Below are 22,623 nucleotides of genomic sequence, written 5' to 3'. Positions count from 1 at the left end.
CCGGCGCACCCGGCTGGCGGACCGGACCGGGTGACGGACACCGTGCTGCTGCGGGTGCACCCGGCGGCCGGGCCGTGAGGCCGGCCGCCAGGTCCTGCAGGGTGGGAGCGCGCCCGCGGAGGCGTTAAAGATCCGTCAAGATTCGTCCACCGGCCGCTGCGGCCCCCGGTGTGGCCGGGGGCACCGCGCCACCGGCGGTGACCGCTCCGGCCGGGCTCGGGAGGTGGGCCCGCCGTGGCCGCCCGGGTGTCCTCCGGCCGCGCGGATGGCGGCTCCCGCACCGCTCGGACCTGCGACGACGTGCGGTTTCGCCCGGTGGGCAGGGCGGTCGAGGGCGGTCGAGGGCGGCTCGGGCGCGCGCCGGGCGGGGTCGGCCACCCGGTCGTCGAGTGTCCTCGAACCGTTGGCCGACACAACCGGTAGTGCCAGGACGGGGTGCCGGTGTTGTACGCGATGGCGAAAGAGGCCGACGAGTCGCCTGTCTAGTCTGGCGAGGCCGCCCACCGGGCGGCTTGATCGTTTTGCACTCTCGACGGAGTCAGTCGTGGCCACAACATCCCCGCCGGTCCCCCCTTCACCCGCGGCATCAAGCCGGCTGCGGGCGTGGCTGCTGGAGGGGCTGTCGGACCGGGCCAAGCAGCACCCCGGGCCGCACGCCCAGGCGCCCCAGGAGCACGGACAGCGCTGGTGGCGGGTGATGTGCCTGACCGGTCTGGACTACTTCTCCACCCTGGGCTACCAGCCCGGCATCGCGGCCCTCGCGGCCGGCCTGCTGTCGCCGGTGGCCACCATCGTGCTGGTCGTGGTGACCCTGTGCGGCGCCCTGCCGGTGTACCGCCGGGTGGCGAAGGAGAGTCCGCACGGCGAGGGCTCGATCGCCATGCTGGAGCGGCTGCTGAGCTTCTGGCAGGGCAAGCTGTTCGTCCTCGTCCTGCTCGGCTTCGCGGCCACGGACTTCCTCATCACCATCACCCTCTCCGCCGCGGACGCCACGGCCCACCTGGTGGAGAACCCGCACCTGACGAGCGCCCTGCACGGCCGCCAGGTGCTGATCACGCTCTTCCTGATCGCGCTGCTCGGCGCCGTCTTCCTCAAGGGCTTCAGCGAGGCGATCGGCCTGGCCGTGGGCCTGGTCGGCATCTACCTGGTGCTGAACGTCGTCGTCGTGGCGACCGGCCTGTGGCACGTGGTGACCGCCCCGCACGTGGTCGCCGACTGGTCGCACGCGCTGACCGCCGAGCACGGCAACGTGGTCGCCATGATCGGCGTCTCGCTGATCGTCTTCCCCAAGCTCGCCCTCGGCCTGTCCGGCTTCGAGACCGGTGTCGCCGTGATGCCGCACGTCAAGGGCGGGGACGGTGACACCGAGCAGAAGCCGGTCGGCCGGATCCACGGCACCCACAAGCTGCTCACCACGGCCGCCGTGATCATGAGCGTCTTCCTGATCACCACCAGCTTCATCACCACCCTGCTGATCCCGGCGGACCAGTTCCGGCCCGGCGGCGAGGCCAACGGCCGTGCGCTCGCCTACCTCGCCCACGAGTACCTGGGCAGCGCGTTCGGCACCGTGTACGACGTCTCCACCATCGCCATCCTGTGGTTCGCGGGCGCCTCGGCGATGGCCGGCCTGCTGAACCTGCTGCCGCGCTACCTGCCGCGCTACGGCATGGCCCCGCACTGGGCGCGGGCCGTCCGCCCGACCGTCCTGGTGCTGACCGGCGTGGCCTTCCTGGTCACCTGGATCTTCGACGCGGACGTGGACGCGCAGGGCGGCGCCTACGCGACCGGCGTCCTGGTGCTGATCAGCTCGGCCGCGATCGCGGTGACCATCGCCGCCCGCCGGGCCCACCAGCGCGGCTGGACGATCGGCTTCGCGGTGATCGCCGCAGTCTTCCTCTACACCACGGCCCTCAACATCGCCGAGCGCCCGGACGGTGTGAAGATCGGTGCCTGCTTCATCGCCGGCATCATCCTCATCTCGCTGGCCTCGCGGCTCGCCCGCGCCTTCGAACTGCGCGTCACCGACGTCGTCCTCGACCCGGTCGCCGAGCGGTTCGTCCGCGACTGCGCGCACCGGGGGATCCGGATCATCGCCAACGAGCCGAGCAACCGGGACCTCGCCGAGTACCGCGACAAGACCACCCAGATCCGGGCGGACAACGGCATCGCCCCCGAGGACGACCTGCTGTTCGTCGAGGTCACCGTCCGCGACCCGTCCGACTTCGAGGCGGAGCTGCGGGTGCGCGGCGAGGTGTTGCACGACCGGTACCGCATCCTCACTCTGGAGCACTCCTCGATCCCGAACGCACTGGCCGCCCTGCTGCTGTACGTGCGAAACGTCACCGGGCAGCAGCCGCACATCTACTTCGAGTGGACGGAGGGCAATCCGTTCGCCCAGTTCCTGCGGTTCTTCCTGTTCGGCCAGGGCGAGGTCGCCCCGGTCACCCGCGAGGTGCTCCGCGAGGCCGAGCCCGACCGCTCGCGACGCCCGCGCGTCCACGTCGGCTGAGCACCGCAACGTCCGAACCGCACACCGACCGGCGGCCCGTTTCCACGGGTCGCCGGTCGGCGCTTTCCGGCTCCGGTCGGCTCCCGCGCGCCGGTCCGCGAACCCGGAGCCTCCGCCGTGCGCCCTTGTTCGTCGACCGACGACCCGTCAGTCTGTCGTACGGTCGGGTGATCATGGCCCGACCGTGCTGACGGCCTCGGGCGGAGGGAGCGCTGATGGTGTTCGTCGGGGAGCACGCGCAGTGGGGGCGGATCGACGTCACCCTGCCCGACCTAGGCTGCGGCCGGGACCGGTCGGGCGTCCACCGGACCAGGCCCGCGGCCCCGGTGACATGCTACGAGTGCGCCTGGCCGGTGCACCTCGTCCACAAGCCGCACCAGCAGTACGACCTCTGGTTCCTGCGGCATGCCGACCACGCCCCGCACTGCGCCGCCAAGGCGGCCGGCGAGGGCCTCCAGCACCACCTGCTGAAACTCGACCTCGCCGCCCATGCCCGGGCCGCCGGCTGGCAGGCCGCGTACGAGGTCGCCGCCCCGGACGGCTCCTGGCGCGCGGACGTCCTCGCCACCTCGCCGGACGGCCGGCGGCGGGTCGCCCTGGAGGCGCAGACCTCGGCCGTCAGCACCGCCGACGTCGAACGCCGCACGGCCCGCTACCGGGCCGACGGCATCGAGGTCTGCTGGTTCACCGACCGCCGGACCGTCCCGTGGCTGGACGCGGTGCCCGCCGTCCGGGTCGAACGCCCCGAGGACGGCGGGCCCGTGCAGGTCGTGGCCGGCCCCGCCCGGTTCGTCCCCGAGTGGTGCGAGGACCGGGCGGACTGCGAACTCTGCGAGTGCGCGAACTGCGGCGCCGGGGTGCCGGGACCGCTGCCCTGTGCCGGCCACGGCGAATGGCGGCCGGCCGACCCGCTGCCGCTGGCCCGGTTCGTCGCCGCGATCTGCGCCGACACCACCCGCGCCGTCCGGGTCGACTCGGAGTGGGACACGGACGCCGTCCGCTGGACCACCCGCCAGTACCTCGCCCTGCGGGAGGCCGAGCACCGGGCGGCCCCGCAGCGCCGGCAGGCGATCGTCCGGGCCGGGACCGCGCAGCGCCGCGCCCGGTCCGACTCCGAGCGACACCGGGCCGCCGTCGAGGCCCTGATGACCCGCCAGCGGCAGCTGCGCCCCTCGGCCGCGGCCTTCGTCCGCCGGGAGACGGGGCTGCGGCCGGCGGTCGGCGCCGACCCCGAACCGGCCTTCGCGATGGGCGTGCCGATCACCGTCTCCGGACGCCCGTACGCGGTGATCTGCCCGGTCGCCGGCCGGGTCGCCGCGCTCCGGACGCAGCTGTCGCCGCTCCTGCTGTTCGCGGCCGACACCCGCGAGCGCGACCGGATCGCCGCGCAGGCCGCACCCGGCCAGCGCATCGAGATCCTCGACCGCACGCCCGACCCCGCAGCCCCGCCGCCGGCGGTGCCGCAGCAGGGGGTGCCGCAGCATGCGGAGACGGCCGTTCGCACGGCCGTGCACCGCATGCTGGGCCTCGACCGGATCTGACGGACGCCTCCCGGGCGGTCCGACGGCGCCGCCGGATCGGGCCGCCCTCAGAGCGGTGGTGTCAGATCAGCGCCGCGCCCCAGGCCTTCGCGCGCTCGAGTTCGCCGGCGCGCATGGGCCCTTCGCTGTCCTCGACGACGAAGCCCTCGGGCCGGGCGACGACGTCGTAGTGGTGGTGCGACAGCCTGCGGGCGATGCCGTTCGCGGCCCCGCCGCTCGCCCTGATGTCGGCCCGGGTGTCGAAGGCGGCGGCGCGCACCCCCGGCCCGCCCTCGGGCAGCGAGTGGAACCAGCCGCGCAGGCCGGGGCCGTTGCCCTCGGCCGCGGCGGTCCGCTCCGCGGTGCCGTCCGGGTCCTTCTTCTTCTCCGCGGCGACCGCCATCCGGCGGCTCAGCGCCGAGGTCATGCCGTGCATGTGGGTGGGGCCGCCGACCACCAGCAGGTCGGCCGTCCTGGTGACGTCCGGTCCGGCCTCGGCAGCCGGCAGGCACCGCACGACCGCCTCCGGCTGCGCCGTGTGGACGCCGTCCGCAACGGCCTCGGCCACTTCGCGCGTGTTGCCGTAGACACTCTCGTACACGATGACCGCACGCATGGCTCTCACCCTCTTCTCCCCGTTCAGCTGCTCCCTGCTCGGCAGGCCCCCGCCACCTCCATGTCAGCACGCCCGCCGCGCTGGGCCCAGGGGCCACCGGGGGCGTCCCGCAGGGCCGGACGGCCCCGGGCGACAGGGCGTCCGGCCCTGCGGCGGTCGCCGGTCAGTCCGCCGTCGGCCAGTCCCAGCCGAGCTGGAGGAACAGACCGAGGCGGTCGGAGACGCCGCGGATCTCGGTGATCAGGCCGTCCGCGACGGTGGGACGCCGCCACCCCCCGGAGGGCCGGGCTCAGCCGCGACAAGCTGCTGCACGCGGCACTTGACCTCGTCGAACGGGTCGTCACCGCCGTCCGCCCCGAACTCGACGGCCCCGCCGAGGCCTGGCCCGAACGCCTGCGGGAGTTCGCCACCGCCTTCCGCGCCGAACTGCTCCGCCACCCCGGAGTGATCGTGCTGGTCGCCACCCGCCCGGCCCGTTCCGCGGAGGCACTGCAGATCGTCGAGGACACCGCGGCCTTCCTCGGCCGGGCCGGCATCGCCGCCCCCGTCGTCGCCCTGCGGATCGTCAACTCGGTGGCCACCCTGGTGATCGGCCAGTGCCTCGCCCAGGCCGCCCCCACCCCCGGCCACCCGGACGAGCCGGCGGAGGCCGACCTCACCGCCCATCCGACCCTGGCCGCCGCCGTGGCCGGAGGGCTCGGCACTCCGGAGGACCACCGCGCCCGCTTCGACCTCGCCTGGACGCCCTGCTCACAGGCCTCCGCCGCTGATCCGCCGCACTGTGCCGTACTGCACCGCGGTGCGGCAGCCGGGCGGTGTCCGCCGGTCCGCGGTGGGGGAACCGCGGCGCGCGGCCCTTGGGCCCGACACTGGGCAGGTCCGCAGTCGGCAGGCCGGCCGGGAGACCGGCGGGCCGTCCCAGGGAGCAGGTGCCATGAGCGAGGAGGACAGGGCGACCGCCGACGAGGAGACGCCGTCCGAACGCGTCGACGCGCTCACCGAGCAGCTCAAGGAGCGCATCTACGCCACCATCACCATGGTCGCCGTGGTGGTGGGCCTCTCCGCCGTCGAGGACCTGACGACCTGGAAGGCCGCCCTCGCGGTCTGCGCGACGGCCGTCGGCCTCTGGCTCGCCACCCTCGTCGCCGACGAACAGGCCCACCGGATCGTCCACCGCCGCCTCGCCTCGGGACGCACGCTCCGCAGGATGCTCTTCGTCAGCAGCCCGTTGCTGCTCTCCGCCGTCGGTCCGCTGCTGCTGATCGGCGCCTCCGCGGTCGGCCTGATGGAGCTGCACACGGCACTGCTGGCCTCGGTCGGCGTGAGCGTGGCCGCGCTGTTCGTGTGGGGCTGCGTGGGCGGCCTGCGGATGGGCAGCAGCCCCCTCGCGGCCGTCGTCGCGGGTGCGGTCGACGCGGTCATCGGCCTCGCCGTGGTCCTCGTCAAACTCGCCGGTCACTGAGACCGCCCCGGCCGCCCGTCCGCGCCGGTCCGCGGCCCGCGACGGCCCCGGCGGACGGGTCGCCCGGAGCCACCCCTTCCGGCGGGCTCCCGGTGCGGTACCGGCGTACCGTCCCGGTTATGGGAGCTGCGCCGTTCCGCCGAGCCGGGGTGAAGGGGCGCGCCCGTCCGGCGGGTCGTCGGCGGGCCGCGGACGCCGACCGCCCGGGTGCCCGCTCGGCGCCGCGACGGGCCGCGACCCGGGGGAGAGGGGCCTGCGGTGTCCGCGGCGGCTGAGACCCCGCCCGTCCCGCGGCGGCCGTCGCGCGAGGCGCTGGTGGAGGCGCTCGCCGCCACCGTCCGTCGCGCGGACGCCAGTGTCGCCGGCCTCTTCCTGCTCGCGCCCGACGAGCCGGTGCTGCGCCTGACGGTGATGTACGGCGTGCCGCTCGACTTCGTCGGTCCCTGGCTCCGATTGCCGGTCGGCGTCCCCACCCCGATCACCGACGCCGTGCGCGAGCAGCGGCTGGTCCGGATCGGCAACCAGGAGGACATGGTCCGCCGCTACCCGAGGATCGCCGTCGCCCTGCCTTACCGGTTCGCCCTCGCCGCCACCCCGGTCGTCGGCGAGCACCGCACCTGGGGCGCCCTCCAATTGCTGTGGCCCGCCGACCGTCCCCCGCACGCCACCCGGCGCGACAGCGACGACGCCGCCGCCGGTGCCCGGAGGGCGGCCCGGCTGCTCGACGCCGCGGGCGGCCCGCCCGATCTCCCCGGGCAGCCGTGGATCGTCCCGGACGAACTCGTCCACCCGCGTCCGGAGCAGGACGGGCGGGCCGCCGCCGACTACGCCGAGCGCCTGCCCGAGGGCGCCCTCGCCCTCGATCTGGAGGGCCGGATCACCTTCCTGACCGCCACCGCGGCCCGGCTGCTCGGGCGTCCCGCCGGCGAACTGATCGGCGAGCTGCCCTGGAGCGTCCTGCCGTGGCTCGACGACCCCGCGCTGGAGGAGCGCTGCCGCACCGCGGTGATCAGCCGCGAGCCCACCGGCTTCACCGCCCTGCGCGCACCGGACCGGCCGCTGGACTTCCAGCTCTTCCCCGACTCGGGCGGCATCAGCGTCCGGATCACCCCGGGCGCCCGCGCCGCCGGGACCCCGACCGCGCAGCCCGCAGAACGGCCCGAGGCAGCGGCCGCAGAACGGCCGGCCGGCGAGCCCGCCGCGTCGTTCCCACCTTCGATCGGGCGACTCCAGCAACTGATGCACCTCGCCGCAGCACTGACCGAGGCCGTCGGCGTGCGCGACGTCGTCGCCATGGTCGCCGACCAGATCCTGCCGGCCTTCGGGGCCCAGGCCGTAGTCCTCTCCGTCGTCGACGCGGGGCGGCTGCGGATCATCGGCCACCGGGGCTACTCCGCCGAGGCCGTCGAGCGGCTGGACGGCCTGCCCCTGGACACCGACCTCAGTCCGGCCGGCCGGGCGCTCACCGACGGCGTCCCCTCCTTCTTCGCCAGCCCTGCGGAGATCGCCCGGAGCTACCCCCATGCGCCTCGGATCAGCGGGAAGCAGGCCTGGGCGGTCCTGCCGCTGATCGTGTCCGGCCGGCCCGTCGGCGTCTGCGTGCTCTCCTACACCCGCCCGCACGCCTTCACCGCCGACGAACGCGCCGTCCTGACCTCCCTGGCCGGGCTGATCGCCCAGGCCCTGGACCGGGCCCGCCTGTACGACGCCAAGAACGACCTCGCGCACGGCCTGCAGTCCGCGCTGCTGCCCCGCACCCTGCCCCGGATCGACGGGCTGGACTTCGCCGCCCGCTACCTGCCCGCCAGCCGCGGACAGGACATCGGCGGCGACTTCTACGACCTCATCCGGCTCGACGAGCGCACCGCCGCCGCCGTCATCGGCGACGTCCAGGGCCACAACGTCGCCGCGGCCGCCCTCATGGGGCAGGTCCGCACCGCCGTGCACGCCCACGCCGCCGCCGGTGCCGCCCCCGACCAGGTCCTCGCCCGGACGAACCGCCTGCTCGTCGACCTCGAACCCGACCTCCTGGTCTCCTGCCTCTACGCCCACCTCGACCTTGGCCGCCGCCAGGCCACCCTCGCCTCGGCCGGCCACCCACCTCCGCTGCTGCGCCGCCCCGGCGGCCGCGCCCACGTCCTCGACCTGGAACCGGGCCCGCTGCTCGGCATCGACATGGCCTCCGGCTACCCGCTCACCACCCTGCCGCTGCCGGACGCCACCCTGCTCGCCCTCTACACCGACGGGCTGGTCGAGGTGCCCGGCACCGATCCCGAGCAGATCACCGGCGCCCTCGCCGCCCACCTCTCCGACCACCGCGCCGACGCCCTCGACACCCTCATCGACGGCCTGGTCCAGGTCGGTTGGCCCTCCGGACGGCACACCGACGACATCGCCCTGCTGCTGCTCCGGTCCACCCGCCCGGCGGCGTGAGCGGCATGAGGGCCGACCCGTGCGGCGTCAGCGGCCCAGCAGGGCCGCCACCGCCCCGGCGCAGGCCGCGCCCTGCCGGCGGCCGGCCTCGGCCACGGCCGCCCGGCGCGAGTGGTCGAGCAGATTGCGGCCGATGACTCGGCGGGCGTCGGCGTCCGGGGTGAGCACGAGGACCTCGGCGCCCTCGGCGGCGAGTTCGGCGCCCTGCGTCACGGCGTGCGGGTGCGGTCCGACCGCCCGGGGTACGGGGGAGAGCGCGAGGACCCGCCGGTGGCCGCGCGCCAGATGGACGTTGGTGGTCGACCGGGTGCCGCCGTCCATCCAGCGCCGCCCGGCGACGGACACCGGCGGCCACAGCACCGGCACGGCGGAGCTGGCGGCGACCGCCCGCGGCAGCGGCACCCCCGAGGACGCGTCGAAGACGGCGAGCGCGCCGGTGTGCGCGTCGATCGAGGCGAGTCGCAGGTCGCGGTCGGGCCACTCGCGGACGCCGTCGAGCAGCGTGTCGACGACCGCGAGGACCTCCGTCTCCGGCACCGTGCGGGAGGCCAGCGCGGCCCGGCCGAGGCGCCGGACGGACCGCTCCGGGTCACGGGTGGCCAGTGCGGCCCAGAGGTAGCGTGCGGTCTGAGCGGCCGTCACCCGGACGGCCACCGCGGGGGTGCCGGCGAGCTCGCCCGCGAGGAGCTCCGCGGGGTGCACACCGGAGGTGAGCCGGGCGCCGAGGACGGCACCCGCCGAGGTGCCGATCACGGTGTCCGTGCCGGTCGGGTCCACCCCGGCCGCGGCCAGTCCGGCGAGCACGCCGATCTCCCAGGCCCCGCCCAGTGTCCCGCCGCCGCCGAGCACCAGTGCCGTGTCCGCCATCGCCCCACCCCTCCGCGAGTGAAACGGGGAGTACTCCCCGTTTGATGCTCCGACCGTAGCACCGGAGCCCAGGGGGCTGCGGCCCGGGCCCGCCGCGCGCGTCCGTGAGCCCGCCCCCGGGCGGGGGCGGGCTCACGGACGGGTCGCGCAGGGGGAGTGGCTCAGGACAGGGTCGGGATCACCGCCTGGACCTTGGAGGCGACCTCCTGCGGGAGCGGGACGTAGCCCTTCTGGCCGATGGCCTGCTGGGCGGGCTCGCTGATGGTGTAGGTCAGGAAGGACTTGAGGGCGTCCAGGGTGCCGGACTTGTTGCCCTTGTCGCAGACGATCTCGTAGGTGACCAGGACGATCGGGTAGGCGCCGGCCTCCTTGGTGGCGTAGTCGAGCCCGAGGGCGAGGTCGTTGCCGGTGCCGGCCACCGTGGCCCGGGCGAAGGTGGTGGCGGCGTTGTCGGCGGTGGCCGCCACCGGCTGCGGGGCGCCGGTGCTGATCGAGGCGCTCTTCAGGCCGTTGGTCTGGGCGAAGGACAGCTCGACGTAGCCGATCGAGTTCTGCACCTGCTTCACCTGGGCCGAGACGCCGGCGGAGCCGTTGGCGGACTGGCCGCCCTGCCCGGCCCAGGTCTTGCTCGGCGGGTACGGCCAGGTGCCGTTGCCGGCCGCGGAGAGGTAGGCGGTGAGGTTCGCGGTGGTGCCCGAGTCGTCGCCCCGGTGGAAGCTCTGGATCGTGGCGTCCGGCAGCTTCGCACCGGGGTTGAGCGCGGCGATCGCCGGGTCGTTCCACTTGGTGACCTGACCGTTGAAGATCTTGGCGATGGTCGGCGCGTCGAGCACGAGATCGTCGACTCCGTCGACGTTGTAGACGATCGAGATCAGGCCCGCGACCATCGGCAGGTCGATGCCCTGCCCGCCGGTGCACACCTGCTTCGAGGCCGTGACCTCCTCCGGCTTCAGCGGGGCGTCCGAACCGGCGAAGGTCACCTTGCCCTGGTTGAACTGCTGCACGCCCGCACCCGAACCACCGCCGCCGTAGGTGACGGTGATGTCCGGGCAGGCGGTGCCGAACGCGACCTTCCAGATGTCGATGGCGTTCGCCTGGGCGGTCGAGCCGGCGCCGAGCAGCTGCCCGGAGCCGTTGCAGGCGATCGAGGTGCCGCTCGCCGCGCCGGACGGCGCCGCGCCGGTCGGCGCGGGGTCGGAGCCGCAGGCGGCGGTGGCGAGGATCGCGGTGAGAGCGGCGGCACCGGCCAGCAGGCGGGCGGGGGGCGGGGTCCGGCGAATCATGGGGAGACTCCAGGGCGGCGGACGCGGACGGCGGTCGGGCCCATCGTCGTTCCGTGCCGTACACCGCCGCACGGCCGACATGCCGCCGGCTCGCCCGAACGGGTGACCGGCGCAAGGGCGTTCCACCGCCGGTGGCCTGCTGTTTCCCCTTCCTTAACCTGGCCGTGGGGGATCGGTCACCGGCCTTAGGCAGGGTCGCCCTCGAGAGCAAGTTGACTGTACAACTTCGCCCGGTATGGCTGCCTCCCGAAGGACCTCGCATGTCCGATCCCCGTGCCCTGTCCGGCTACTGGCTGCGCGACAACTGCCCCTGCGCCGAGTGCCGCGACGCCGGCAACGGACAGAAGCTGTTCCAGATCACCGACCTGCCCGCCGACCTCGCCGTCCGGGAGAGCACCGAGCAGGACGGTCACCTGGAGGTGCTCTGGTCCGACGGTCACCGCTCCCGCTACCCGCTCGCCCGGCTTGCCGCGGACACCGTCGACAACGGCGACCCGGACGACCCGGAAGGCCCGTCCGCGGCAGCCCGGCACCCCGGCGACCACCGCACCGAAGCCGCCAAACGGTTCTGGCACGCCGCCGACTTCGCCGCCGGCATCCCCGAGGCCCACTGGGACGCCTACCTCGCCGACCCGGCCGAACGCGCCGCCGTGCTGCGGGCCGTCCGGCACCTCGGCTTCGCCGTGCTGCGCGGCGTCCCCACCGCCGACCGGCAGGTGCTCGCCGTCGCCCGCAGCTTCGGCCACGTCCGGGTCACCAACTACGGCGAACTCTTCGACGTCCGCGTCGAACCCGACCCCAACAACCTGGCCTTCACCAGCGCCGCCATCACCCCGCACACCGACAACCCCTACCGCGACCCGGTGCCCACCCTGCAACTGCTGCACTGCCTGGAGAACGCCGCCGAGGGCGGCGACTCCGGCCTGGTCGACGGCTTCGCCGCCGCCGACCTGCTGCGCACCGAGGCGCCCGAGGACTTCGCGCTGCTCACCCGGACGCCCGTCCCCTTCGTCTTCCGCGACCGCACCACCGAACTGCACGCCGAACGGCCGCTGATCGAGACCGACGCCCTCGGCCGGATCCGCGAGATCCGCTTCAACAACCGCTCGATCGGCACCCTGCGGCTGCCCGCCGCCGACCTCGACGCCTTCTACGCCGCCTACCGTCGCTTCGCCGCGATCACCCTGCGCCCGGAGCTGCTGCTGGCCTTCCGGCTCGACCCCGGTGACTGCCTGGTGTTCGACAACACCCGGCTGCTGCACGCCCGCACCGCCTTCGACCGCGACGGCCGCCGCCACCTCCAGGGCTGTTACGCCGACCTGGACTCGCTCATCTCCACCCTCGCCGTGCTGGACCGTCACACGGCGGCCCTCGACACGCTCCAGGACCTGTTCGAGGGCGAGGGCGCCGCGGAGTACCTCGGCGAGAAGGTGACCCAGGCCGAGCACATGCTGCAGGCCGCCGTACTGGCCCACCGGGACGGCGCCCCGCCGCACCTGGTGGCGGCCGCACTGCTGCACGACGTCGGCCACTTCCACGGCACGGTCACCGGCTCACAGCCGATGGCCGGCACCGACAACCGGCACAGCCACACCGGCGCCGACCGGCTCGCCCGCTGGTTCGGCCCGGAGGTCACCGAGCCGATCCGGCTGCACGTCGCCGCCAAGCGCTACCTGTGCGCGGTGGAGCCGGAGTACCGGGCCGGCCTGTCCGAGGCCTCCGAGTACACCCTGCAGGTGCAGGGCGGCCCGATGGACGCCGAGGAGGCCGCCGCCTTCGCCGCCCTGCCCGGCGCGGCCGACGCCGTCGCCGTCCGCCGCTGGGACGACCTCGCGAAGACCGCCGACGCCGACACCCCCGGCTTCGCCCACTTCCGTCCGCTGCTCGCCGGGCTCCTGGCCGCAGATCCGGGCCGGTGACCGACATTCGCGCACCCGCCGGTGCCCGTCCATCGCCCCGTGAATTGCTTCGGGTGCAGCCCTTCCCACGGAACGGGCGGCCGTGGGAGAGTGTCCGCTCCTGGGGAGGCGGGTCTGTCACCTGGTGGAACAGGTGCTTCACGCCTCGCTGTGTCGGGTCCGCTCGCGCACACGGGCGGCACCGCGGGTGCCCGGCAGCTGACATGCGGCCGGGCACTCGTTCGCGCCCGGCCGAGGGCTTTCGCGCCGCCGTGGCAGGGGCCAGGATGCCGGTATGACCCAACCGGCCCGACGCGCAGACCTCTTCGACGCAGCCGACAGCGAGCGCCGCTTCGCCGGCCCCGCGACCGGCGACGAACGCCGCCTGCTCACCGACATGCTGGCCGCCCAGCGGCACACCCTGGAGATCAAGTGCGGCGGACTCTCCGCCGAGTTGGCGCACCGTTCGGCCGCGCCGTCCACCCTCTCGCTGCTCGGCCTCGTCCGGCACCTCGCCGAGGTGGAACGGCGCTGGTTCCGGCGGGTCCTCGCCGGGCAGGACGCGCCGCCGCTGTTCGTCTCGGAGGACGACCCGGACGGGGACTTCGACGGTGCCACCGCCGCCCCCGAGGTCGTCGCGGCCTCCTGGCGGGCCTGGCGGGAGGAGGTAGCCTTCGCCGAGCGGTTCGCCGCCGAGGCGCCGGACCTCGACCTGGAGGGCCCGGACGCCTGGCGCGGCCCGGTCTCGCTGCGCTGGGTCCTCCTCCACATGATCGAGGAGTACGCCCGCCACAACGGCCACGCCGACCTGCTGCGGGAGCGCATCGACGGAGCCGTCGGCCTGTGACCGTCCGGGGCCGTGGAAGGGCGTGCCGCGTCAACCCGCCCCGCCCGGAGGGTCGCTGACGATACGCCACCGATCAGGGCTGCGAAGCGCTACCGTCTGATCGCAGGAGGTGGTGTTGTGGCCGAACCCCAGGTGTGCCCGGGATGTGGCGGGCAGCGCGGCACCGAGAAGGTGCAGCACACGGTGGAGACGGACGGCGGAGGCGGCCAGGTGCATCGCGAGCACCGGTACTGGTCGCCGTGCGGTCGGTGCGGCGGCGCGGGGGTGGTGCACGGATGAGGTCCGTGTTCGTCTGCCGGGAGTGCTCGCTCAGCTACCTGCCGCCCGAATCGCTCGCCTACAGCGACGGCCCGGCCAGCCCGGTCTGGTGCTCGATCTGCCAGCGGCGCGCCGCCGACCTGGGAGTTCCCGAACCCGCCGCCGCCCGGGCGGTCGCCCTGCTCGCCGCGCGCGGCGCGGCCGAACGGGAGGCCCGGCCGTCGACGGCACGCTCCCGCCCGGACGTCCGGCCCTCCAGGCCGGCCCGCACCCGCCGGTCCGGCTCCGGCCCCGGCACCCGGACGCGCCTGGGCTGACGCACCGTCGGCGCCCACCGGCCCCCGTGCGCCCTTTCGGCCGTGTCCGGTCGGTCCGCCGCTGCTCCCGGCGGCGGACCGCGTCGCGACGCGCCGAAAGGGGGCGTGTACCGCAGCACCTCGCGCCCCTAGAATGCGGCCCGCGAACGGTATTACTGGCCGGTAGGAGCGGGGGTTGGCATGGCGGACGATCGGGTGCACGCATTCGGTGACGACGTACTCGGGGACCACGACGCGGTGGCGCTCGCCGGACTCGTCCGGTCCGGCGGGGCGAGCCCCGACGAACTGGCGACGGCCGCCGCGGCGCGCGCCCGGCAGGTCGACGCAGTCCTCGAACCCGTCGCCTTCGCCGCCCGCCTGCCGCGGCTGACCGCGGACAGCCGCCATGCCCCCTTCTACGGCGTGCCCACGTACCTCAAGGACAACGTCGACCTGCGGGGCATGCCCACCGGCCAGGGCAGCGCCGCCTTCCGGGCCCGGCCCGCCAGGCGCACCGCCGGAATCGCCGACCAGTTCCTCGCCACCGGCGTCGCCGTGCTCGGCAAGTCCCGGCTCCCCGAGTTCGGCCTCAACGCCTCGACCGAATACGCCTCCGCGGAGCCGGTGCGCAACCCCTGGAAGCCCTCGCACTCGCCCGGCGCCTCCTCCGGCGGCGCCGCGGCCCTGGTCGCGGCCGGCGTCGTGCCGATCGCCCACGCCAACGACGGCGGCGGCTCGATCCGCATCCCCGCGGCCTGCTGCGGCCTGATCGGCCTCAAGCCCAGCCGCGGCCGACTGGTGGCGAACGACCAGGGCCGCCGCCTGCCGATCGACCTCGTCACCGACGGCGTGCTCACCCGGTCCGTTCGGGACACCGCGGCCTTCTTCGCCGCGGCCGAGCGCCACCACCGCAACCCAGCCCTGCCCCCGCTCGGCCTGGTCGAGGGCCCGGGCAGCAGCCCGCTGCGGATCGGCCTGGTCCTCGACTCGCCGCTCGCCGCCACCGATGCGGCCACCCGCCGCGCCGTCGAGGACACCGCGCTCCGCCTGGAGGCCCTCGGCCACCGCGTCGAACCGACCGTGCTGCCCTTCGGCGAGGAGTTCTCCCGCGACTTCACCCTCTACTGGGGCTACATCGCCTTCCTCATCGCCGCCACAGGCCGACTGATGCTGGACCGCAGCTTCCGCACCGCCCGCCTCGACGGCCTCACCTCGGGCCTGCGCCGCAGCTTCCACCGAGAGTTCACCCGCATCCCCGGCGCCCTGCGGCGGCTGCGCCGCGCCGAGCACGCCTACGCCGAGCTGTTCCGCGGCCACGACGCGGTACTGTCCCCGGTGCTCGCCCACACCGCCCCGCCGATCGGCCACCTCAGCCCCAACCTGCCCTTCGAGCAGCTGATGGAGCGTCTGCAGCGGTACGTGGCCTTCACCCCGGTCAACAACGTGACCGGCGCTCCCGGGATCTCGCTGCCCACCGGCAGCACGGACGACGGCCTGCCGATCGGCGTCCACCTCTCCGCCGCGCACGGGCAGGAACGCGTCCTGCTGGAGCTGGCGTTCGCGCTGGAGGCGGACCGCCCCTGGCGGCGGATCCAGGACTGACCGGCGAAGTCCCGGGCGGTGAAGCCCCGGGCCGGGAGGTGCCGGACCGCGAAGCCCCCTCGCCGGTGGGGGACTTCGCGGACGACCGGCGGACCGGGGTGCGGGCTCAGGAGTAGAAGTTTCGCTGCCAGCGGTGCTCGGCGAGCAGGGCGAGCCGGTCGGCCGACAGCGTCCGGCCGTCGCTCACCGCCGTGTTGCGCTCCACATTCCGTACGCTGCGCATCCCCGGGATCACGGTGGAGACGGCCGGGGCGCCCAGCACGAAGCGCAGCGCCGTCTCCGCCATGTCGTCGGGGCCGATGCCCAGGTCGGCGGTGATCGCCGCCACCCGCCGCTCGACCTGCGCCGGGCGGTCGCCCCGGAAGTACCGGCGGCGGAAGTCGCCCTCGAGGAAGGTCGTACCGGCCGTGATCCGTCCCGTCAGGCCGCCCTCGTCGAGCGCCACCCGGACGATCACCCCCACCCCGTGCTCCTCGCAGGCGGGGAACAGTGCGTCGGCGGGGGACTGGTCGAAGACGTTGTAGATGACCTGCACGGTGTCCACCACGCCGCTGCGGACGAGCTGCAGCGCGTTCTCCGGCTCGTGGTCGTTGATCGACACGCCGAACAGCCGGATCAGCCCCTGCCGCTTGAGGTCGGCGACGGTCTCCGGCCAGTCGCCGCGGCCGACCCACTCGTCGCTCCAGACGTGGAACTGCAGCACGTCGACGTGGTCCAGTCCGCTCGCCCGGAGGCTGGTCTCCAGGCTGCTGCGGATGTGCGCACCGGGGAAGGCCTCCGCCGGGTCCAGGCCTCGCGGCGCCGGCCAGATCCCGTTCCTCGGCGGCACCTTGGTCGCCACGTACACCTCGTCGCCGGCCCGTTCGCGCACCACCCGGCCGACGATCCGCTCGCTCTCGCCGTACCCGCGCGCGGTGTCGACGAGGTTCACCCCCAGGTCGATCGCGCGGTGCAGCGCCCGCACCGACTCGTCCTCGGTGGCGCCCACCCAGCTCGATGCGCCGATACCCCAGGCGCCGTACCCGATCTCCGACACCGACAGTCCACTGCGTCCCAACGGGCGGTAGTGCACGCCGTCCTCCAGGTCCAGGTCCACACGGCGGGCCGATCCCGTCCGCGGACCGAACCTAGGCGAGCCGGCCGCCGGCCGGCAGCGGATTCCGGCCCGTGGAACCAAGGGCACTCGATCGGCGTCCCCCTCCTCGGGGAACCCGGCCGGGAGCTGCGGTGATTGGGCTGATATCTTCCTGATTGTCCAACTGCCCTCCGGCGCGGCCCAGTCCGGGCCGAACGCCGTCACCCGGGAGCGCCCGTGCACCGCGCCGACCACTACCAGCCCGCAGCCGTGCGGCCGTTCCGCCTGCTCGTCACCGGCGGCGGTACGGGCGGCCACACCTACCCGGCGCTGACCGCCGTGCGCACGCTGCGGGCCCGACTCGGCGCCGCGGGGCAGGGGTTGGAGGTGCTCTGGGTCGGCACGGCCGAGGGCCTGGAGGCCCGGGTCGCGGCGAACGAGGGCATTCCCTTCGCCACCGTGGCCACCGGCAAGATCCGCCGTTCCTCGAACCCGCTGAAGCTGGCCTCGCCCGCCAACGTCCGCGACATGTTCCGGGTCGTCCGCGGCATCCTGCAGGCCCGCAAGGTCGTCGCCGACTTCGCCCCCGACGTGGTGCTCGCCACCGGCGGCTACGTCGCCGTCCCGGTCGGCCGCGCCGCGGGCCGCTGCGGCGCGCCGCTGGTCGTCCACGAGCAGACCGTCCGCCTCGGCCTGGCGAACCGGATGCTCGCCCGGATCGCCGCCCGCTTCGCGGTCTCCTCCGAGTCCACCGTGCCGCTACTGCCCGAGGGCGCCCGGGACCGGGCCGTGGTGACGGGCAATCCGGTCCGCCCCGAGGTGTTCCACGGAGTCCCCGCGAAGGCCGTCGAGGCCCTCGGCCTGTACGGCTTCGACCCGCACCTGCCCACCGTCTACGTGACCGGTGGCGCCCAGGGCTCTCTGCAGATCAACGGCCTGATCGAGGAGGCGCTGCCCTGGCTGCTGACCGGCGCCAACGTCGTGCACCAGTGCGGCGCCGCGCACGCCGACGGCCTGCGGGCCCGGGCCGCCGCGCTGCCGCCGCACCTCGCCGCCCGCTACCTCGTCACGCCCTTCGTCGGCCCCGAACTCCCGGACGTGCTGGCGCTGGCGGACGTGGTGGTCTCCCGCAGCGGAGCCGGGACGATCGCCGAACTCACCGCCCTCGGCAAGGCGTCCGTGCTCGTCCCGCTGGCCTCCTCGGCCGGCAACGAGCAGGCGCACAACGCCGGCCACCTGCAGGACTCCGGCGCTGCCGTGGCGCTGCTCGGCGAGGTCACCGCGGACGGGCTGCGCCAGGCCGTCGCGCCGCTGCTGGCCGACCCGGCGTGCCGTGCGGACATGGCCCACCGGGCCCGCGCCCAGGGCCGTCCCGACGCCGCCGAGCGGCTGGTGGACGTGCTGCTGGAGGCCGCGGCGACGAAGTAGTCCGCGGCGCGGTGCAGTCCGCGCTGCGGTCCCGGGAACGACACGCCGACCGGCGCTCCCTGCGGGGGAGTGCCGGTCGGCGTGTCGTTGCGGGGGAGCGTGCCGGGCTACTGGCCGTTCACCTGGGCCTGGATCTCGGCGTCGGCCACGGCGATGGCGACGCCGAGGGCCTCGGTGATGTGGCCGGCGGCGGACATCACCCGGGCCGTCCCCACGATCGGGGCGATCGCCACCAGGACGTCCTGCAGTTGGCTCGCGGTCACATTGGCCTCGACGGCCGGACCGACGTGGGCGAGGTAGGAGATCGTCGGCGCGTCCATGGCGGCGAGCGCGGCGATCCGGGTCAGGATCAGCATGTCCTCGCTCATCCCGCACCGTTCGATCGAGTCGATCGTCATCGCGGCGAGGGTGTCCAGGACGGGGGTTTCGGACGTCGTAGGCATGGTCGACTGCCTTCCGAGGAGTGCGGAGGGAACGGCCGGAAGGGCGCTGCACCCGTTCGGCCGCTTGCAGTCCGACCCTAGGTCACCCGGCCGGATCACGCCGTTCTGGTGTCCGGCATCGGAGTGGTCCCGCCGCCCGCCCGCGGCCCGTCGGCCCGATCCCGACCGTGCGCCGCCCGCCCGCGGCCCGTCGGCCCGATCCCGACCGTGCGCCGCCCGCCCGCGGCCCGTCGGCCCGATCCCGACCGTGCGCTGCCCGGCCGTTGTGGCGGGCGTCCGTGGCTGGGGCCGCGCTTGCGGGAGAGCGATCGTTCTCCTAGGGTGGAGCCACCGGGAGAACGATCGTTCTCCGCCTGGACGAGCCCGTGCGGCCGGAGGATCCCCATGAGCAAGCGCCCGCCCCTGCCGCCGTTCACCGAGCAGAGCGCGATCGAGAAGGTCCGCCTCGCCGAGGACGGCTGGAACACCCGCGACCCCGAGCGGGTCTCCCTCGCCTACACCGTCGACTCGCGCTGGCGGAACCGGTCCGAGTTCGCCACCGGCCGCCAGGAGATCGTCGCCCTGCTGACCCGCAAGTGGGCCCGCGAGCACGAGTACCGGCTCGTCAAGGAGCTGTGGGCGTACGGGGATCGGCGCATCGCGGTGCGCTTCGCCTACGAGTGGCACGACGGCGCGGGCCAGTGGTACCGCTCGTACGGCAACGAGAACTGGGAGTTCGACGAGGACGGGTTGATGCGGGTGCGCCACGCCAGCATCAACGACCTGCCGATCGCCGAGGCCGACCGCAAGTACCACTGGCCGCTCGGCCGCCGGCCCGACGACCACCCCGGTCTGAGCGAGCTGGGTCTCTGAAGCGCGGCCCTGTCGGGGGGTCAGGCGGCGGCCGGTGCGGCGGCCGTCAGCAGGGCGGCTGCGGCATCGCGGGCCCGCAGGGCCACCTCCGGGGAGTTGGTGATCGCGGCGGTCGTCATGGCGCCCTCCGCTAGCAGGAACACCGGGTCGAGCAGCGACTCCGGCCGGCCGGCCCGGCGCAGCAGCCCACCGAGGTAGTCGCGCAGCGCCGCCTTGTGCGCCCGGACGGCCGCAGCGGCCGCCGGATCGGTCGCGCCGATCTCGCCGAAGGCGTTGACGAAGGCGCACCCGCGGAAGTCCGGCTCGCCGAACCAGCCGTTCAGCCAGTCGAAGACCGCCAGGATCCGCTCGTCGCCGGCGGGCCGGGCGTCGGCGTACCCGGTGAGGGAGGCCAGCCAGCGGGTGTCCCGGCGCTGCAGGTAGGCCAGCACCAGATCGGCCTTGGACGGGAAGAGCTGGTACAGCCGCTTGAGCGAGACGCCGGAGGCGGTGCGGATCTGGTCCACGCCGACGGACTGGATGCCGCGCTCGTAGAAGAGCTGTTCGGCGGTGTCCAGCAGGCGCGTCCGGGCCTCGGCCTGGTCCATGGGTCTTCCCCCGGGAGTGTCGGAGAACGTTCGCTCTCCACCGAGCTTACGCCGTGGAGCGCGCTGGTGTACGAATACGCGCCGCGGCCGGATTGCGCGGCTCCCCACGCCCCTGGTTGGCTTGCCGCGCAGTCGGGGGAGACCCGGGGAGGGAGAAGGCGGCGGTGGCCGAGGTGTGGGGCGTGGTGGGCCGGGTCGGGCCGTACTTCGACGTCCGGACGGGTGCGGTGCCGCCGGCCGGGTTCCGGCCGTTGCGGGAGCTGTACGCGGCGGGGGCCGACGGGCCGCTCGCCGGGCGGATCGGGCAGGCCGCGCGACAGCTGGGCACCCGGGAGCCGAGGGTGGCGGCCTCGGTGGTGCACCTCGGACTCGCCTCCCGGCTCTGGTCGGTGGCGCTCGGCGCGGCCGCCATCGGCGGGATCGTCCCGGACCTGCACCCCGACCGCGCCCACGGGATGCTGCCCGCCCAGGGAGCCTTCGAGCTGTGGCTGCCGGACCGGCCGTCCGCCCTGGGCGGGTCGCTCGCCGACGGCCTCCGGCAGGCGGTGGCGGTGGAGAACCTGGCCCCGCTGGCCGAGGCCGTCCGCTCGGTCGTACCGGTGGCGGAACGCCTGCTCGAGGGCAACGCCGCATCGGCCCTGGTCGGCGCCGGCCGGGTGCTGGCCGCCGCCCCCTCCGTCCGGCACACCGAGGCCGCGCGCCACACCGCTGAGCTCGTCCGCGCACTGCTCGGCGCCCCGCCCCTGGTCGGCACCGGCACGGTCACGGCCCCCGACCGCGCGCTTGCCTTCCGCCGCACCTCCTGCTGCCTCTACTACCGGGTGCCCGGCGGCGGGGTCTGCGGCGACTGCGTCTTCGACCGACCGCCGGGCACCCGATAGCACCGCCGGGCGGGCCGTATGATCGGCGATCACACGGGGGTGCGATGCGGGCGGCAGGCCGGGGACAGAGGTGCGCGCTGGCGTCGAACGAGGACGACGCCGACGTCTGGGGCTTCGCCAGGGACGCGGACGGACTGTTCACGCCCCTGCCCGAAGACCCGGGTGCCCGGCGGATGCGCCTCGCGGGGTGCCGCCCGGAGGGCGGCCTACGGAGGAGTGCCGACCGGGTCGGCACGCGTTGTGCCGTGGCGGGCAGCGCCGACCTGGCGATCCTCGACGCCACCGGCGTCGCCATGGGGTCCTACGTCGTCAACGAGGTCACCGTCGTGGACGTCCGGCCCTCCGCCCACGGGGCCGGCCTCGTCGACCTCGTCGTGACGCTGTGGTGCGACAGTGCGATGCCCGGGGCCGACGGCGTGTGGGAGCTGATCCGGACGGGGCGTCTGGACCGTACCGGCCTGTGGCGCGAACTGGCCCCCCAGGACCGGCGGGCGTGGCTGTCGGTGGCGCTGTTGTCCCACGAGTACCGCCGACGGGGGAGGGCCGACACCCCCGCCGGCCGGGTGGTCACCCTGGACGGCCGGCACATCGAGGACCGGGACAGCTTCTTCTGTGCGATGGGCGAAGCCGTCAACGGACCCGGTGGGTACTGGGGCTGGAACCTCGACGCCCTCGTCGACTGTCTCAGGGGCCGTTGGGGCGCCACGCCCCCGTTCACCCTGCAGTGGGCGGACTCGGCGGGTGCCCGGGCGCGCCTGGTGGAACAGGTGCCCACCGACGGTGGCCCGGTCCTGCTGTTCGACCTGCTCGTGGACATCCTCGAGGAGCGCGGCACCCACGTGCTCCTGCAGTGACGGCCACGCCGCCCTGCGGTACGACGGCGGCGGGTCAGGCCGGGGTTGCGGCGGTGAGTCGGGCGGCGAGGACGGCGGGGGCTTCCGCGAGGGAGGGGCCGTACCAGGTGAGGTGGCGGCCGCTGACCAGGGCGGCGGGGACACCGGGGAAGGACTCGGGTCCGTCGGTGGCGGTGAACCGGTAGGGCTCGTCGGGGAGGACCACCAACTCGGCTCCGGCGGCCTGCAGTTCGTCCAGCGGGACGGCCGGGTAGCGCTCGGTGTGGTCGGCGTACAGCTGGTGCACGCCGAGGCGGCGCAGCAGGTCGCCGGCGAAGGTGTCGCGGCCGAGGACCATCCACGGCCGCCGCCAGATCGGCACCACCGCGCGCCGCGGCGGACCGTCCGGGCCGGGCAGGGACCGCCAGGCGTCCTCCGCCTCGTCGAGCCAGGACGGCCGGGGCAGGCCGCAGGCGACGGTGAGGAGCCGGTCGAGCGAGGCGAAGGCCTCGTCGAGGGTGCGGATGCGGGTGACCCAGACGGCGAGACCGGCCTCGCGGAGGTCGGCCAGGTCGGGGGCACGGTTCTCCTCCTCGTTGGCGATCACCAGGTCGGGCCGCAGGCCGGCGATCCGGGCGGTGTCCGGATTCTTGGTGCCGCGGATCCGGACGACGTCCAGCCCGGCCGGGTGGCTGCACCAGTCGGTGGCGCCGACCAGCAGACCCGGGCGGGTCGCTTCGACCGCCTCGGTGAGCGAGGGCACCAGGGACACCACCCGGGCGACCCGGCCCAGCCGGACCGGCGTGCCCAGGTCGTCGCTGACGGTCCGTTCGGCGGAGGGGAGAACCATGCGTCCACGGTAGCGGGGGCGCGGCCCCGCCCGGCGCGCCGGGCACCGGTCCCCGGGGCCGGGCCACCGCCGAGCGGCCGGCC

Annotated in this window: 19 protein-coding genes and 1 pseudogene; 13 read left to right on the top strand and 7 right to left on the bottom strand. The window is 74.9% G+C overall.

Features of this window, described 5'->3' with window-relative positions; translation table 11 throughout:
* Positions 1 to 544: 544 nt before the first annotated feature.
* Positions 545 to 2,509, top strand: coding sequence for an amino acid transporter (locus KSNIM_RS02860; protein WP_263101612.1), 1,965 nt, complete (start codon positions 545 to 547; stop codon positions 2,507 to 2,509).
* Between the two features lie 215 nt (positions 2,510 to 2,724).
* Positions 2,725 to 4,050, top strand: coding sequence for a competence protein CoiA (locus KSNIM_RS02855; protein WP_263101611.1), 1,326 nt, complete (start codon positions 2,725 to 2,727; stop codon positions 4,048 to 4,050).
* A 61-nt stretch (positions 4,051 to 4,111) separates the two neighbouring features.
* Here the strand turns inward: KSNIM_RS02855 and KSNIM_RS02850 are convergent, their stop codons facing one another.
* Positions 4,112 to 4,645 (bottom strand): flavodoxin family protein, encoded by a 534-nt coding sequence (locus KSNIM_RS02850; RefSeq protein WP_263101610.1) that lies wholly within the window; start codon positions 4,643 to 4,645, stop codon positions 4,112 to 4,114.
* A gap of 303 nt (positions 4,646 to 4,948) precedes the next feature.
* Here KSNIM_RS02850 and KSNIM_RS39345 point away from each other — a divergent pair.
* The 3 genes and pseudogenes from KSNIM_RS39345 to KSNIM_RS02840 all read left to right on the top strand — a co-directional run.
* Positions 4,949 to 5,272, top strand: a pseudogene (locus tag KSNIM_RS39345) (TetR/AcrR family transcriptional regulator C-terminal domain-containing protein); the annotation flags it as partial.
* A 307-nt stretch (positions 5,273 to 5,579) separates the two neighbouring features.
* Entirely contained in the window at positions 5,580 to 6,107 is a 528-nt protein-coding gene (locus tag KSNIM_RS02845; RefSeq protein ID WP_263101609.1) for a hypothetical protein, read from the top strand.
* A gap of 258 nt (positions 6,108 to 6,365) precedes the next feature.
* A complete protein-coding gene (locus tag KSNIM_RS02840) occupies positions 6,366 to 8,540 on the top strand; it encodes a SpoIIE family protein phosphatase (protein WP_263101608.1) in 2,175 nt (724 codons plus the stop codon).
* Between the two features lie 27 nt (positions 8,541 to 8,567).
* Here the strand turns inward: KSNIM_RS02840 and KSNIM_RS02835 are convergent, their stop codons facing one another.
* A complete protein-coding gene (locus KSNIM_RS02835; RefSeq protein ID WP_263101607.1) occupies positions 8,568 to 9,407 on the bottom strand; it encodes a patatin-like phospholipase family protein in 840 nt (279 codons plus the stop codon).
* A 161-nt stretch (positions 9,408 to 9,568) separates the two neighbouring features.
* Positions 9,569 to 10,690, bottom strand: coding sequence for a phosphate ABC transporter substrate-binding protein PstS (gene pstS / locus KSNIM_RS02830; protein WP_263101606.1), 1,122 nt, complete (start codon positions 10,688 to 10,690; stop codon positions 9,569 to 9,571).
* 260 nt (positions 10,691 to 10,950) lie between these two features.
* Between pstS and KSNIM_RS02825 the strand changes: the two genes are divergently transcribed.
* The 4 genes from KSNIM_RS02825 to KSNIM_RS02810 all read left to right on the top strand — a co-directional run bounded on the left by KSNIM_RS02825 (position 10,951) and on the right by KSNIM_RS02810 (position 15,591).
* Positions 10,951 to 12,609 carry a phosphonate degradation HD-domain oxygenase gene (locus tag KSNIM_RS02825; RefSeq protein ID WP_263101604.1) on the top strand — a complete coding sequence of 553 codons (1,659 nt, stop codon included), beginning with the start codon at positions 10,951 to 10,953 and terminating at the stop codon, positions 12,607 to 12,609.
* Positions 12,610 to 12,883: 274 nt separating this feature from the next.
* Positions 12,884 to 13,435 carry a DinB family protein gene (locus KSNIM_RS02820; RefSeq protein WP_263101603.1) on the top strand — a complete coding sequence of 184 codons (552 nt, stop codon included), beginning with the start codon at positions 12,884 to 12,886 and terminating at the stop codon, positions 13,433 to 13,435.
* A gap of 275 nt (positions 13,436 to 13,710) precedes the next feature.
* Positions 13,711 to 14,010 carry a hypothetical protein gene (locus tag KSNIM_RS02815; RefSeq protein ID WP_263101602.1) on the top strand — a complete coding sequence of 100 codons (300 nt, stop codon included), beginning with the start codon at positions 13,711 to 13,713 and terminating at the stop codon, positions 14,008 to 14,010.
* A 180-nt stretch (positions 14,011 to 14,190) separates the two neighbouring features.
* Positions 14,191 to 15,591, top strand: a complete 1,401-nt coding sequence (locus tag KSNIM_RS02810) for an amidase (RefSeq protein WP_263101601.1) — start codon at positions 14,191 to 14,193, stop codon at positions 15,589 to 15,591.
* A 106-nt stretch (positions 15,592 to 15,697) separates the two neighbouring features.
* Here the strand turns inward: KSNIM_RS02810 and KSNIM_RS02805 are convergent, their stop codons facing one another.
* Positions 15,698 to 16,663 (bottom strand): aldo/keto reductase, encoded by a 966-nt coding sequence (locus KSNIM_RS02805; RefSeq protein WP_263107807.1) that lies wholly within the window; start codon positions 16,661 to 16,663, stop codon positions 15,698 to 15,700.
* A gap of 240 nt (positions 16,664 to 16,903) precedes the next feature.
* Between KSNIM_RS02805 and KSNIM_RS02800 the strand changes: the two genes are divergently transcribed.
* A complete protein-coding gene (locus tag KSNIM_RS02800; RefSeq protein WP_263101600.1) occupies positions 16,904 to 18,094 on the top strand; it encodes a UDP-N-acetylglucosamine--N-acetylmuramyl-(pentapeptide) pyrophosphoryl-undecaprenol N-acetylglucosamine transferase in 1,191 nt (396 codons plus the stop codon).
* Positions 18,095 to 18,201: 107 nt separating this feature from the next.
* Here KSNIM_RS02800 and KSNIM_RS02795 read toward each other — a convergent pair whose 3' ends face one another.
* Positions 18,202 to 18,537, bottom strand: coding sequence for a carboxymuconolactone decarboxylase (locus KSNIM_RS02795; RefSeq protein WP_263101599.1), 336 nt, complete (start codon positions 18,535 to 18,537; stop codon positions 18,202 to 18,204).
* Positions 18,538 to 18,921: 384 nt separating this feature from the next.
* Here KSNIM_RS02795 and KSNIM_RS02790 point away from each other — a divergent pair, with 384 nt between their 5' ends.
* Positions 18,922 to 19,389: a nuclear transport factor 2 family protein gene (locus tag KSNIM_RS02790; RefSeq protein ID WP_263101598.1), complete on the top strand. Its 468-nt coding sequence runs from the start codon at positions 18,922 to 18,924 to the stop codon at positions 19,387 to 19,389.
* A gap of 20 nt (positions 19,390 to 19,409) precedes the next feature.
* Here KSNIM_RS02790 and KSNIM_RS02785 read toward each other — a convergent pair whose 3' ends face one another.
* Complete coding sequence (locus KSNIM_RS02785) at positions 19,410 to 19,976, bottom strand: TetR/AcrR family transcriptional regulator (protein WP_263101597.1); 567 nt, start codon at positions 19,974 to 19,976, stop codon at positions 19,410 to 19,412.
* Positions 19,977 to 20,140: 164 nt separating this feature from the next.
* Between KSNIM_RS02785 and KSNIM_RS02780 the strand changes: the two genes are divergently transcribed.
* Positions 20,141 to 20,857, top strand: a complete 717-nt coding sequence (locus KSNIM_RS02780; protein ID WP_263101596.1) for a (2Fe-2S)-binding protein — start codon at positions 20,141 to 20,143, stop codon at positions 20,855 to 20,857.
* A 245-nt stretch (positions 20,858 to 21,102) separates the two neighbouring features.
* The gene (locus tag KSNIM_RS02775) at positions 21,103 to 21,711 is read left to right on the top strand and encodes a barstar family protein (RefSeq protein ID WP_263101595.1); all 609 of its coding nucleotides are present in this window, start codon (positions 21,103 to 21,105) and stop codon (positions 21,709 to 21,711) included.
* A 34-nt stretch (positions 21,712 to 21,745) separates the two neighbouring features.
* On the opposite strand, the gene KSNIM_RS02770 is transcribed toward KSNIM_RS02775, so the two are convergent.
* Complete coding sequence (locus KSNIM_RS02770; protein WP_263101594.1) at positions 21,746 to 22,540, bottom strand: helical backbone metal receptor; 795 nt, start codon at positions 22,538 to 22,540, stop codon at positions 21,746 to 21,748.
* Between the last annotated feature and the right edge of the window lie 83 nt (positions 22,541 to 22,623).

It is taken from the genome of Kitasatospora sp. DSM 101779 (assembly GCF_025655475.1).
In the GTDB taxonomy this organism is placed as follows: Bacteria; Actinomycetota; Actinomycetes; order Streptomycetales; family Streptomycetaceae; genus Kitasatospora.
Note: the sequence above shows the minus strand (reverse complement) of the source record. Positions and strands in the feature narration are given on the sequence as shown.